Origin of the sequence: Amycolatopsis bullii, from assembly GCF_014654205.1 — a bacterium.
Lineage (GTDB): Bacteria > Actinomycetota > Actinomycetes > Mycobacteriales > Pseudonocardiaceae > Amycolatopsis > Amycolatopsis plumensis.
Genome location: NZ_BNAW01000025.1, coordinates 58,852 through 71,428, shown reverse-complemented (window position 1 = coordinate 71,428; position 12,577 = coordinate 58,852). Strand labels below are relative to the sequence as shown.

At 74.0% G+C, this 12,577-nt stretch carries 10 protein-coding genes; 5 read left to right on the top strand and 5 right to left on the bottom strand.

Going from position 1 to position 12,577, the window contains the following annotated elements; all coding sequences use genetic code 11:
* Positions 1-6: 6 nt before the first annotated feature.
* Positions 7-1,422, bottom strand: coding sequence for an FAD-dependent monooxygenase (locus tag IE317_RS25685; protein WP_191313900.1), 1,416 nt, complete (start codon positions 1,420-1,422; stop codon positions 7-9).
* A 100-nt stretch (positions 1,423-1,522) separates the two neighbouring features.
* On the opposite strand from IE317_RS25685, the gene IE317_RS25680 reads away from it, so the two are divergent.
* A complete protein-coding gene (locus IE317_RS25680) occupies positions 1,523-4,279 on the top strand; it encodes an ATP-binding protein (protein WP_191313899.1) in 2,757 nt (918 codons plus the stop codon).
* Positions 4,280-4,509: 230 nt separating this feature from the next.
* On the opposite strand, the gene IE317_RS25675 is transcribed toward IE317_RS25680, so the two are convergent.
* The 3 genes from IE317_RS25675 to IE317_RS25665 form a co-directional block, all read right to left on the bottom strand.
* Complete coding sequence (locus tag IE317_RS25675) at positions 4,510-5,694, bottom strand: cytochrome P450 (protein ID WP_191313898.1); 1,185 nt, start codon at positions 5,692-5,694, stop codon at positions 4,510-4,512.
* Positions 5,691-6,128, bottom strand: coding sequence for a MarR family winged helix-turn-helix transcriptional regulator (locus tag IE317_RS25670; RefSeq protein ID WP_191313897.1), 438 nt, complete (start codon positions 6,126-6,128; stop codon positions 5,691-5,693). The genes IE317_RS25675 and IE317_RS25670 overlap by 4 nt, the downstream gene beginning before the upstream one ends.
* A 90-nt stretch (positions 6,129-6,218) precedes the next feature.
* Positions 6,219-7,418: an ROK family transcriptional regulator gene (locus IE317_RS25665; protein ID WP_191313896.1), complete on the bottom strand. Its 1,200-nt coding sequence runs from the start codon at positions 7,416-7,418 to the stop codon at positions 6,219-6,221.
* A 100-nt stretch (positions 7,419-7,518) separates the two neighbouring features.
* Here IE317_RS25665 and IE317_RS25660 point away from each other — a divergent pair, with 100 nt between their 5' ends.
* Positions 7,519-8,259, top strand: coding sequence for a DUF427 domain-containing protein (locus IE317_RS25660; RefSeq protein ID WP_191313895.1), 741 nt, complete (start codon positions 7,519-7,521; stop codon positions 8,257-8,259).
* Between the two features lie 22 nt (positions 8,260-8,281).
* Here the strand turns inward: IE317_RS25660 and IE317_RS25655 are convergent, their stop codons facing one another.
* Complete coding sequence (locus tag IE317_RS25655) at positions 8,282-8,968, bottom strand: zf-HC2 domain-containing protein (RefSeq protein ID WP_191313945.1); 687 nt, start codon at positions 8,966-8,968, stop codon at positions 8,282-8,284.
* Between the two features lie 110 nt (positions 8,969-9,078).
* On the opposite strand from IE317_RS25655, the gene sigC reads away from it, so the two are divergent.
* From sigC to IE317_RS25640, 3 genes are all read left to right on the top strand, one after another.
* Entirely contained in the window at positions 9,079-9,630 is a 552-nt protein-coding gene (sigC, locus tag IE317_RS25650) for an RNA polymerase sigma factor SigC (protein ID WP_191313894.1), read from the top strand.
* 164 nt (positions 9,631-9,794) lie between these two features.
* Complete coding sequence (locus IE317_RS25645; RefSeq protein ID WP_191313893.1) at positions 9,795-12,032, top strand: xanthine dehydrogenase family protein molybdopterin-binding subunit; 2,238 nt, start codon at positions 9,795-9,797, stop codon at positions 12,030-12,032.
* 8 nt (positions 12,033-12,040) lie between these two features.
* A complete protein-coding gene (locus IE317_RS25640) occupies positions 12,041-12,499 on the top strand; it encodes a (2Fe-2S)-binding protein (protein WP_191313892.1) in 459 nt (152 codons plus the stop codon).
* The last annotated feature ends 78 nt before the right edge of the window (positions 12,500-12,577 follow it).

The window sequence follows — 12,577 nt, the reverse complement described above, 5'->3', positions numbered from 1 at the left end:
CCGGGTTCAGGCGCGTCCCGCGAGAGCGCTGAGCGTCGCCTGCAGCGCCGCGGGCTCGGGTGTGCCGGCGAAGACCTTGCCGACGTACCCGTCGGGACGGACCAGGATCGTGGTGCGCGCCGGTTCGGCCGGGGCCGCGACGTGCACGCGGCCGGCCCAGCCGTCCGGTTTCGTGTCGCCGAGGAGGACGAACCGCCCGCCGCGAAGCGCCTCGTACAGGCGGGTTCCGTCGGCCAGCGGGACGTCCGGCATGCGGGTGCCGACCAGCTTGTGCTCCCCGGCCGGCGCCGGGTAGCGGAACCCGATCGCGCTCAGCCGCCCGATCAGCGTGCGGTGGACCGCGGGCACCCGCACCACCGTCCCGCCGACGAGGCCGCGCAGCGCGCGCAGGACCGGCGACCGCAGCATGGCCATCCGGATGATCGTGCCGCTGACCCGCAGCACCTCCTCGCCGATCGGGTGCCGCTCGGCCTGGAAGGTGTCCAGCAGCGCGGCGGGCGCGCCGTTGCGGACGGCGGTGAGCTTCCAGCCGAGGTTCGCCGCGTCCTGGAGGCCGGTGTTCATGCCCATGCCCCCCGCCGGGGAGTGCACGTGCGCGGCGTCGCCGGCGAGGAACACCCGCCCGACCCGGTACCGCGGGGCCTGCCGCTCGTCGCTGTGGAAGCGGGACATCCAGCGGGCGTCGTGCATGCCGAAGTCGGTGCCGAGCGCGCGGCGGGTGATCGCGCGGATCTCGTCGAGGTCCAGCGGAGCGTCGTCGGGCACGTTGCGGAGCCGGTCCCAGGCCAGCACCCGCCACCAGCCGTCGCCGAACGGCGCGATGAACGCGAACTCGTTGCCGAACCCGTTCACCGTCAGGGTTTCCGGCGGCGCTTCTCGCAGGCGGACGTCGGCCAGCATGATCGACCGCAGCACCGACTTGCCGGGGAAGGGCAGGCCGAGTGCCGCCCGGACCGTGCTGTGGAACCCGTCGGTGCCCACCAGGTACGCCGCGCGGTGGGTGCCGCCGGGCGTTTCGGCCGTCACGCCGTCGTCGTCCTGCCGGACGGCGGTGACCTTCGCGCCGGGGACGATGTCCACCCCGGCGGCGACGGCCCGCTCCCGCAGCACCCGTTCGACGTTGTACTGGGCGGTGACCAGCAGGTACGGGAAGCGGCTCGGCAGGCGGCCGAGGTCGACCGTCACCCGCCCGAACAACCGGGCCTCGGAAAGCCGGTTCACCCCGGTCGCGTCGAGCTCGTCGGCGAGCCCGCGGGCGTCGAGCACCTCGAGGGTGCGCGCGTGCACGGCGAACGCCCGCGACAGGTTCGACACCGTGCCGTCCCGCTTTTCCAGCAGCGTGACCGCGGCTCCGGCCTCCGCGAGGTCTCCGGCGAGCAGCAGCCCGGTGGGCCCGGCGCCCACCACGATCACGTCCGGCATCACGATTCCCTTCGGTAGTGGTTCACCCCGGTGACGCTAGGCGGCCGGGCGATCCGCCGAATCCGTCATCGATACCGGGATCGACCGGTAGGTTCCGGAGGTGATCTACGGTCGTGACCGGGAGCAGGCGCGCCTGGGGGAGCTGCTCGGCACCGTGACGCGGGGGCGCGGCGCGGCCCTGGTCGTCCACGGCGAGGCCGGGATCGGGAAGTCCGCGCTGCTGGCGCACCTGGCGGACCGGGCCGGGGGCGTCGCCCGGGTGCTGCGGGTGACCGGCACCGAAGCGGAGGTGGACCTGCCGTTCGCCGCGTTGCACGCGCTGCTCCACCCGCTCCGGGACCGCGTCGGCACGCTGCCCGGCCCCCAGGCCGGAGCCCTCCGCGCGGCGTTCGGCCTGGCGGCCGCACCCGAGGGGCGAGACCGGTTCCTGACCGGGCTCGCCGTGCTGACCCTGCTGGCCGACGCCGCCGAAGACCGGCCGGTCGTCTGCCTGGCCGACGACGCCCAGTGGCTGGACCGGGCGTCGGCCGAGGCGCTGCTGTTCGCCGCCCGGCGGTTGCAGGCGGAACGGGTGGCGGTGGTCTTCGGGGTGCGCGACGGCGATCGGCCGTTCCCCGCCGCCGGGTTGCCCGAACTGGCGCTGCACGGCCTCGACGACCCGCAATCGGCCGCCGTGCTCGCCGAGCACGGCGGCGAACTCGCCCCGGCGGTGCGCGACCGCCTCGTCGCCGAAGCCGCGGGCAACCCGCTGACCCTGATCGAGCTGGCCCGGATGCTCGGGCCGGAGCAGCGGGCGGGCAAGCTGCCGCCGTTCGGCGTGTACACGGCGGCGTCGTCGCCGCTCGGCCGCGTGGAGAACGCCTTCCGCGAGCGGATCGGCGCGCTGCCGGAGCGCAGCCGCACCCTGCTGACCGTGGCCGCCGCCGACGGGACCGGAGAGCTCTCCCTGGTCGTGCGCGCCGCGGCCGAGCTGGGTGCGGTCGTTGCCGACCTGGAACCGGTGGAGCACGCCGGTCTCGCCCGGATCGACGGCGAGCTGCTCGTCTTCCACCACCCGCTCGTGAAGGCCGCCGCCTACCGGGGCGCGACCCTGGCGCGACGGCAGGAGGCGCACCGCGCGCTCGCCGGGGTGCTCGCCTCGGCCCGGGACGACGAGGCGGCGGACCGGCGGGCCCAGCACCTCGCGGCCGCGACGACCGGGACCGACGAGCCGCTCGGGTCGCTGGTCGAGCAGGCCGCGGACCGGGCCGCGCGCCGCGGGGCGCCTGCCGTGGCCGCCACCGCCTACGAGCGGGCCGCGCAGCTCACCGAAGAGGACGAGACCCGCGCGCGGCGCCTGGTCCGGGCCGCGGTGAGCGCGGCCGAGGCCGGGCAGCTGGCCCGGGCGGGTGCGCTGGCCGAACGCGGCGAGCGGCTCGCCACCGCCCCCGGCCTCCGTGCGGAGCTCGCCGGGGTGCGTGCGGCGTGGGAGTTCGAACTGGGCAACGCCGCGGCCGCGGGGCGCCTGGTGGTCGACGCCGTCGGCGCCATCGCCGGGACGGCGCCGGAACAGGCCACGGCGATGCTGGGTGACGCGGCCACCTACGCCTACCTCGCCGGCGACGTCGGCACCCTGGACCGCGCCCAGCGGCTGCTGACCGCCGTGACCACGCGTCACCCGGAGCTGGCCGGGGACACCTTCGCCGGCGTGCACGGGTGTGCGCTGCTGCTGTCCGGTGACCACCGCGGCGCGTTCCGGCTGCTGCGGCCGACGTGGACGGCCCCGGACGCCGATCTCGTCTACGCGGTGTTCACCACGATCATCAGCGGCGCGGACCGGGAGGGGGCCGCGCTCGCCGACGAGTTCGTCCGGCACTGCCGGGACCACGGCCGGATCGGCGAGCTGACGCACGCGCTGCAGATCCGGACGCAACTGCGGATCCTGCACGGCCGGCACGCCGAAGCCGAGGCGGACGGCGCCGAAGCACTGCAGGTCGCCGAAGCGACCGGGCACACCCGCCGAGCCGACCACCTGCGCGGGATCCTGGCGCTGGCGGCGGCGATCGAGGGCGACGGGCCGCGGTGCGAGGCGCTGGCCGAGCAGGCGAGCCGGGTGGCCGCGGGGCAGTGGTGGGCGGCCTACGCCCGGGGCGTGCGGGCGCTGGGCCGTGGCGACCACCCCGCCGCGGTGCGGCACCTGACCGGCCTGCTGACCGGTCCGGGCGGGCACACCGCCGTCGCCCGGTCCGCGGCACCGAGCCTGGTCGAGGCGCTGGTCCGGGTGGGCGAGCACGAGGCGGCGGCCGGGTACGCCGCGGGGTTCCGCGAGTGGGCGGAGGCCGGCGAACAGGCGTGGGCGCTGGAACTCGCCCACCGGTGCCAGGCCCTGCTGGCCCCGGCGGCCGAAGCGGAACCGCACTACCGCCGGGCGCTGGAGCACCACGAGGACGGCACGCGCCCGTTCGAGCAGGCGCGCACGCTCCTGAGCTACGGCGAATGGCTGCGGCGCGCCCGCCGCCGGGCGGACGCGGCGCACCGGCTCCGGGCGGCGGCGGACCTCTTCGACCGCCTCGGCGCCGCCCCCTGGATCGAGCGGGCCGGCCACGAGCTGGCGGCCATCGGCGCCCGGCCCCGCACGGCGGCCAGGCAGGCCACCGTGATGGAAACCTTGACGGCGCAGGAGGCACAGGTCGTGCGCCTGGCCGCCGCGGGCGCGACCAACCGGGCGATCGCGGCGCAGCTGTTCCTCAGCCCGCGGACGGTGGGGTACCACCTGTACAACGCTTTTCCCAAGCTGGGCGTCACTTCCCGCACCGAGCTCGCCCGTTTCGTGGAGGTTCCGGGGCCACCGACGGCGGGGTTCGGGCCGGTGCCGTAGGGGGATGGCGGCGGGGCGGGTGCTGGTGTTGCGCCCCGCGCCGAGCTGGCCGGGTTCGTTGCGCGGCCTTGGTCGCCGGTGGTGGGCCGGGACGGGGCCGGTGTTGCGTCCTGCGCCGAGTCGGCCGGATTCGTTGCGCTGCCTCAATGGCGGCGGCGATGATCCGCGGTGAGGGCGAGCCGGAGCGGGTGCCGGTGTCACGTCCCGCATCGAGCCCCCCCGGCGGCGGCTCAGTCCCAGGTGACCGGGAGCCGGTCGATCCCGTAGATCGGGTGGGCGTGCCGGAACGGCAGGTCGCCCGTGGGGACGGCGAGCCGGAGGCGGGGCAGGCGCCGCAGCAGCGCGGTCAGCGCGACGCGGAGTTCGAGCCGGGCGAGGTGGTGGCCGAGGCACAGGTGTTCGCCGTGGCCGAAGGCGAGGTGGTGGTTGGGGCTGCGGCCGAAATCCACGGCGCCGGGATCGGCGAACTCGCCGGGGTCGCGGTTGGCGATGTCGGCGGCGGCGATGACCCCCTCGCCGGCGCGGATGGTGACGCCGCCCAGAGCCACGTCGGCGGTCGCGACGCGGCGGCGTCCGAAGTGGGTGATCGTCAGCAGCCGCAGCAGTTCGTCGACCGCGGTCGCCGGGGCGTCGCCGCGGAACACCTCGGCGTGCTCGGGGTTGTCCAGCAGGAACGCGGTGGACAGGGCGATCTGGTTGGCCGTGGTTTCGTGGCCGGCGACCAGCAGGAGGATCGCCGTGGCCACCGCGTCGGAGCGCGAGAGCGCACCCGTGGCGACCTGCTCCGCGCTCAGCCGGCCGAGCAGGTCGTCGGTGGGGTGGGCGCTTCGCCGCTGCAGCAGGGTGCCGAGGTAGCGGGCGAGTTCGGCGGTGGCGGCCCGGTTGGCGCCGCCGCCCGCGGAGTCGTCCAGCATGGCCCGGGCGCGGTCTTCGAAGAAGGCGTGGTCTTCGTAGGGCACGCCGAGCAGGTCGCTGATGACGATCGACGGCAGCGGCAGGGCGTACCCGGCGACCAGGTCCGCGGGCCGGGGCCCGGCGGCCAGGTCGTCCAGCAGCTCCGCGGCGGTGCGTTCGATCGCCGGCCGCAGGGCTTCGACCCGGCGCACGGTGAATTCGGCGATGAGCATCCGGCGCAACCGGGCGTGCTCGGGGCCGTCCATCGAGATGAACGAGCCGCGGCCGGTCCGCCGTCCCCGGCTCGCCGGGCCGCGCGCGGGGTAGCCGGGCCGGGTGGGATCGACGCTGAACCGGCGGTCGGCGAGCACCGCGCGGACGTCCGCGTACCGGGTGAGCAGCCACGGCGTGCTCCCGTCCCAGATCCGCACCCGGCTGATCGGGGCGTCGCGCTGCAGCTCGGCCAGCCGCGGCGGCGGCGCGTACGGACACGCGCGGGGCGGCGGGAAGGCGTCGGTCATCCTTGCTCCTTCGCGGCGGGGTGGTCGGAGAGGCGCTCCAGCAGGGGAGCGGCCAGCCGCAGGACTCCGCGTTCGGTCTCGCCGAGCGCGCCGAACGCGGCGGCCAGCCACTCGTCGCGCTCCCGCATGTCGGCTTCGAGGGCGGCTGCCCCCGGCTCGGTGAGGTCCAGGACGACGCTGCGCCCGTCGTGTTCGTGGGGCGACCGGCTGATCAGGCCCTCGGCCTCGAGCTCGGTGAACACCTTGGTCAGCGCCTGCGGCCGCTGCGCGTCGGCGGCGGCGATCTCGCCCGGGCTGCTCGCGCCGTGCCGGGCGAGGTACCCGAGCACGCCCACCTTGGCGGGGCTCAAAGCCCCCGCGGAACGGCTGCCGCGCAACCGCCGCGCGAGCCGGAGCACGCCCCGGCGCACCGCCGCCACTGTCTCGTCGTCCATGACTTAGTACTATATTCAGTACTAGTTGGACGCCGCAAGCCGCTCAAGAAGTGTATCTAGTTCACTAATCTTTAATATCGCGCTTCCGGCTCAAGCAGCGCCGACCCGGCGGTCGAACACCAGGCCTTCGGCCGCCCGCAGGCCCACGCTGATCGCGCCGGTCAGCACCGCATCCTCGCCCAGCTCGCCCTGGACCACCTTCGGCACCAGCGGCGTGAACGCCCGCAGGGCGCGGTCGATCGGCTCCAGCAGCAGGTCCGCCGCCGTGCCCATGCCGCCGCCCAGGACGATCAGCTCCGGGTCGATCACCGCCGCCACCGAGGCCACCGTGTACGCCAGCCGGTCCGCTTCCGTCTCCACCGCGCGGCGCGCCAGCTCGTCGCCCTCGCGGGCCAGGCGGAACACCTCGCGGGCCGATTTCGCCGTGCCCAGGCCGAGTTCGCGGGCGCCCTGGACGACCGACTGCGCCGCCGTCGCCTCTTCGAGGTGGCCGCGCGCGGGCGGGGTACCGGGCTCGTCGGCCGCGCGCGTGCGGCCGTACGGGAGGTAGCCGATCTCGCCGGCCGCGCCGGTCGCGCCCCGGAACACCCGGCCGTCGACCATCAGGCCCATGCCGACGCCGGTGCCGATCGTGATGCAGCCGAACACCGACGCGCCGCGCGCGGCGCCGCTTTCCCACTCGCCGACCGCGGTGAGGTTCGCGTCGTTCTCCACCATCAGGTCCGGGCCGAGCACCGCTTCGAGGTCGTCGATCAGTCCCGCGCGGCCCCAGCCCGGCAGGTTCGGCGCATGCCGGAAGCACCGCTTCTCCGGATCGGCGACGCCGGGGGAGCCGACCACGCGGACAACGATGTCGCCCGCCGACAAACCGGCCTCCGCGATCGCCGCGGCCGCGATCTTCCCGACCGCGGTCACCAGCGCCGCGCCGGAGCGCGCCGCGTTGCGCTCGTCGCGGCGCGCGACGAGCGTGCGGCCCAGGTCCGACACCGCGACCCGCAGGTGCTCGCGGCCGATGTCGACGCCCAGCACGTACCCCGCGGTCGGGTCGGCCTCGTACAGCACGGCCGAGCGCCCGGTGCCGGTGGAGGTCTGCCCGGTCGGCCGCGCCAGCCCGGCGGCCTCCAGGGCCAGCAGCGCCTGGCTGACCGTCGGCTTCGACAGCCCGGTGTCCTTCGCCACCTGCGGCCGGGTCGCCGGCCCGCCGCGGCGCAGCAGGTCGAGCACCGCCCGCTGGTTGATCTTGCGCATCCCGGCGGGGGTACCGACCGTGGGGATTTCTACGCCGGCCACCCGTGCCCGCCTCCTGTCGTCCTCGTGCTGCCTGCCACGCTAGCCGTTCCCGTGCCGGACGTGCCGGAATACCCGCACTTCGCGGCCCGTTGAGCGGAGCATGAGCACTCCGGGACGCGGCCGGGTCCGCGTGGCACAGGGCGCGAAGCGGGTGCGGGTGTTCCTCGGCGGGCAGGTCGTCGCGGACACGGTGCACCCCCTCCTGGTGTGGGAAGTTCCGTACTACCCCACGTACTACATCCCGCGCGCGGACGTCGTGAGCGGTGTTCTCACCCCCTCCGGCCGGACGGCGCACTCGCCGAGCCGCGGAGAAGCTGTTCTGTCGACGATAAAGGGTGCCGGAGCCGAGGCGGTGGACGGCGCGCTGGAGTACCCGGATTCGCCGATCGAAGAGCTGCGCGGCCACGTCCGGTTCGAGTTCGGCGCCTTCGACTGGTTCGAAGAGGACGAGCAGATCTTCACGCACCCGCGCGATCCCGGGGTGCGCGTCGACGTGCTGCCGAGTTCCCGGCACGTGCGGATCGAGGTCGACGGCGTCACGGTCGCCGATTCGGTGCGGCCGCACCTGCTGTTCGAGACCGGCCTGCCGACCCGCTACTACCTGCCCCGCGTGGACGTCCGGATGGACCTGCTGTCGAAGATCGACGTGGTGACGCACTGCCCGTACAAGGGCGCCGCCGAGCACTTCGATGTGGCCGGGCACGAAGACCTCGCGTGGAGCTACCCGACGCCGCTGCCCGAGAGCATCCGCGCCGCGGGACTGGTGGCGTTCCTCGACGAGAAAGTGGACGTGTACGTCGACGGAGTGCGGCAGGAGCGCCCGAAGACGAAGTTCGCCTGATCTTCGTGTAACGCCCTATACGTCAAGCCGCGTGCCGGACGTGCGCCTGCTTCCGGAAGAGGCGGGGCCGCGGCCGTCCGGTCGCCGGAGTGTCCACTGTGGACTCCGACGTGGTGGCGCCTTCGCCGGTGGTGGTGGCCGGGAGCGGGGTGCCGTGGTCCCGGTGCGCCCGGTGCACCGCGTACAGCAACGCCAAGCCGAGCACCACGAGCAGGTGCGTCGACAGCCGGGACAGCGTCACCCGGCCCGCCGCCAGGTCGCCCGCCGACAGCACCAGCAGCACCCCGACGAACCCCGTCAGCAGCGGCAGCTGGCCGGCCGCCGTCCGGGGGAGGAGGGCCGCCGTCAGCAGGCCGATGCCCACCGCGAGGTTCCACGCGCTGCTTTCGTGGCCGAGGTGGACGCCGCCGTGGGTGGTTCCGAGCAGCTCGGCGAACGCGAGCCCCAGCTGGGCGATGGCCACCACCGCCAGCGCGATCCGCCGTCCCCAGCGCTCGCCCGACGGCGCCGGCGTGCGCTCCAGGATCGCCGCGGTCAGGTCCGGCACCGGCGGGGCCGGGCGCAGGAGCATCGTGCGCCGCAGCCGTTCCGCGCCCGCGAACCACTCGCGGCACTCCGCACACGACGCCAGGTGCGCGTCGGGGGACGCCGGCTCGGCCTCGCCGTCCAGACGGGCCGACAAAGCTTCACGGCAGTCCTCGCACCTCATGCTCCAGTAGTCGGACGGCGGATCCGGGAAGTTCCCCGTCACTGCCTCCGCCTTCCTCCCCGCCACCACCCTCGACGGAGACGCTTCGCGCCGCTGTATGTTTCCGATCCATGACTCACCGTGAGGACGACGACCGTGTCACGGCCCTCGCTCTTTCCGCGGGCCGCGGCGACCGGCGCGCGCTGGAGGCGTGGGTCCGGGCCACTCAAGCCGACGTCTGGCGCTTCCTCGCCCACCTCACGGACACCGCCGCGGCCGACGACCTGACGCAGGAAACCTACCTTCGCGCCTTCGGCAGCCTTCGCCGCTTCGCCGGCCGCTCGTCGTCGCGGACGTGGCTGCTGTCGATCGCCCGCCGGGTCGTCGTCGACCAGATCCGGGCCGCCGGGGCACGGCCCAAGATCGCCGACACCGACTGGGAAGCCGCCGCCGAGCGCACCCGCGATCCGGGCGCCGGGTTCGAGGACCTCGTCGAGCTGCGCCTGCTGCTCGACGGGCTGGAACCGGACCGGCGTGAAGTGCTCGTGCTGACCCAGGTGCTCGGGCTGTCCTACGCCGAGGCGGCCGACGTCTGCGGCTGCCCGGTCGGCACCGTCCGCTCCCGCGTCGCCCGCGCCCGTGAGGACCTGATCGAGGCCCGGCGGGCCCGCGGGACCGGCTGAACCACCCCGTTGTGCCGTCCGGCGCTGTGGCGGCGCACACATTCGGCCGCTTCCGCTGTCATCTCGTCACAGAGATGGGCGAACTCGACTACTGCGCGTTGACGCCGTGTCAAGGGGTCCTTAGCGTGGCGCGCACCCCGCCACCACCCAGCAAGGGATTCCCGATGGCCAGTCCCACCACCGAACAGCCGGAGCCCGGGCAGGTCGGCCGCCGCCGCTTCCTGACCTACCTGGTCGCCGCGCCCACGCTCACCGTCGCCACGAAGCTCACCGCCGACGCCGTGGCCCCGGGCCGCGCCGAGGCCGTCGTCCCGACCCTGCCGCAGCCGGCGGAGATCCTCGACCTCGGGGACGTCCTGACGCTGTCGTGCGCGCCGACCGCCGGGATGCTCGTGCTCGAGCTGACCGCCGCCGGCCGGGCGCGGCTGCAGCTGCCCCGCGCCGAAGTCGGCCAGGGCATCACGACGGCGACCGCGATGCTCGTCGCCGAAGAGCTGGACCTGCCGCTCGACCGGGTCGACGTCGTGCTCTCCGACGCCCGCACCGAGCTGTTGTTCAACCAGCTCACCGGCGGGTCCAACACGATGCGCTCGCTCTACGACCCGGTGCGGGCCACCGCGGCGACCGCGCGCGCCCGGATGGTCGCCGCGGCCGGGGCGCAGTGGGGGACCGACGCCTCACGACTGTCCACACGCGACGGTGCGGTGTGGGCTCCCGACGGCCGCAGCGCCTCCTACGGCACCCTCGCCGGGCCGGCGTCGCGCACGGACCTGACCACCGGGGCCGTCGCGCCGAAAGCCGAGTCCGCGCACACGCTCGTCGGGACGCCGACCTCGCGCCAGGACGCCCGCGCGATGGTCACCGGCAAGCAGGTCTACACGCTCGACCTCGACGTCCCCGGCGCGAATCCGGTGATGGTCCGGCGCCCGCCGACCATCAACGGCACGGTGCAGAAGATCAACAACGAAGCCGCCGTCCGCGCCATGCCGGGGATCCTCGACATCGCCGTCGTGCCGACCGGGGTCGCGGTGATGGCCGAGACCTTCGGGCAGGCCCTCGACGGCAAGAACGCCCTCGACGTCACGTGGGGCCCGGGCACGGTCGACGGCGAGGACAACGAGACGATCAAGAAGAAGCTGCGGGCCGCCGCGCTGCCGTTCGTGGTGCCGCCGCTGCTGACGCAGTACGTCGACGGCGAGTTCGACTTCGCCTTCGCCAGCCACGCGCCGATGGAGTCGAACTCCGCCGTCGCCGACGTCCGCGAGGACAGCGCGACCATCTGGGCCGGGCTGAAGTCGCCGATCGTGGCGAAGCAGACCATCGCGCAGGAGCTGGGCCTGCCGGAAAACAAGGTCACCGTGCACGTCCAGCAGGGCGGTGGGTCCTTCGGGCGGCGGCTGTTCTTCGACGCCGCGCTCGAAGCCGCGCACATCTCGAAGGCGATGAAGAAGCCTGTCCGGCTGATGTGGAGCCGGATCGACGACATGCGCCACGGCCGGGCGCGCGCGGCGAGCTACCACCGGATCCGCGCGACCTTCGCGCTCGGGCAGGTGCTGACGTTCGAACACCGCGTCGCGAGCGTCGAAACCGACTGGAGCCACGGGCTCGGCGAGATCCTCACCGCGTTCGCCGCGAAGCTGCCCGTCGGCGGCAACCTCAGCTTCGCGCAGACGGTGTTCCTGCTGACGGTCAAGTCGCCGTACAACTTCGGCGTCACCACGCAGCTGCTCAACGAGGTGCCGCTGAAGTTCCACACCTCGGCGTGGCGGTCGGTCTACTCGGCGAACACCCGGGGCGCCGAAGAGATCATGGTCGACGAGATCGCCGCGAAGCTGGGCAAGGACCCGGTGGCCTTCCGCCGCGAGTTCATCAAGGAACCGCGTCAGCGCGCGGTGCTCGACAAGGTCGCCGAACTCGGCGAATGGGGCAAGAAGATGCCCGCCGGGTGCGCGCAGGGGATCGCGGTGCACGGCGAGTACAAGTCCTACACCGCCTGCCTGGTCGAAATCGACGCGCGCGACCCGAAGCACCCGCGCGTCACGAAGGCGACCATCGCGGTCGACGTCGGCAAGCCGGTGAACCCGCGTGGCATCCAGGCGCAGATGCTCGGCGGCCTGACCGACGCGATCTCGACGACGCTCACGGCGGGCCTGCACATCGACAAGGGCCTGCCGCTGGAGGGCAGCTACTCGCAGTTCCACTACGCGCGGCAGAAGAACTCGCCGACCGACGTCACCGTGCACGTGATGCCCGCGACCGGCGACGACATCGGTGGCGCGGGCGAGCTCGGCTTGCCGGCGCCGGTCGGCGCGATCGCCAACGCCTACGCCCGGGCGACCGGGATCAAGCCCCGCAGCTTCCCGATCACCTTCCCGGTCGACTTCGACCCGTTCCCGCGCTGAGGAGAACCATGCCGAACTACACCTTCGTGGTGAACGGGAAGACCGTCACCGTCGACGCGCCCGCCGACCTGCCGATGCTGTGGGCGCTGCGCGACAAGCTCAAGGTCCGCGGGCCGAAGTACGGCTGCGGCATCAACGTCTGCAAGGCCTGCACCAGCCACCTCGACGGCGAGGCGTTCAACCCGTGCGTCACGCCGGTGTCGGAGTGCGCCGGGCGCGAAGTCACCACGATCGAGGGGCTGGCCGCCGGCGACGAGCTGCACCCGGTCCAGGAGGCCTGGCTCGAGCAGGACGTCGCCCAGTGCGGCTACTGCCAGCCCGGCCAGATCATGGCGGCGGTCGCGTTGCTGAAGAAGACGAAGAACCCGACGGACGCCGACATCGACGCCATCCAGAACGTCTGCCGCTGCGGGACCTACTTCCGGATCCGGGAGGCGATCAAGAGCGCGGCCGCCAAGATGGCCTGACCAGAGGGCACTTTCACGTGAAAGCGCCCTCCTGCGGATGCGGAGGCTCCACAAAAGAACCTCCGCATTCGCGGTTCT

Coding starts and splice junctions, on each gene's coding strand:
- IE317_RS25685 (WP_191313900.1), bottom strand. CDS start 1,422: ATGCCGGACGTGATCGTGGTGGGCGCCGGGCCCACCGGGCTGCTGCTC.
- IE317_RS25675 (WP_191313898.1), bottom strand. CDS start 5,694: ATGACCGACGCCTTCCCGCCGCCCCGCGCGTGTCCGTACGCGCCGCCG.
- IE317_RS25670 (WP_191313897.1), bottom strand. CDS start 6,128: ATGGACGACGAGACAGTGGCGGCGGTGCGCCGGGGCGTGCTCCGGCTC.
- IE317_RS25660 (WP_191313895.1), top strand. CDS start 7,519: ATGAGCACTCCGGGACGCGGCCGGGTCCGCGTGGCACAGGGCGCGAAG.
- IE317_RS25655 (WP_191313945.1), bottom strand. CDS start 8,968: ATGAGGTGCGAGGACTGCCGTGAAGCTTTGTCGGCCCGTCTGGACGGC.
- sigC (WP_191313894.1), top strand. CDS start 9,079: ATGACTCACCGTGAGGACGACGACCGTGTCACGGCCCTCGCTCTTTCC.
- IE317_RS25645 (WP_191313893.1), top strand. CDS start 9,795: ATGGCCAGTCCCACCACCGAACAGCCGGAGCCCGGGCAGGTCGGCCGC.
- IE317_RS25640 (WP_191313892.1), top strand. CDS start 12,041: ATGCCGAACTACACCTTCGTGGTGAACGGGAAGACCGTCACCGTCGAC.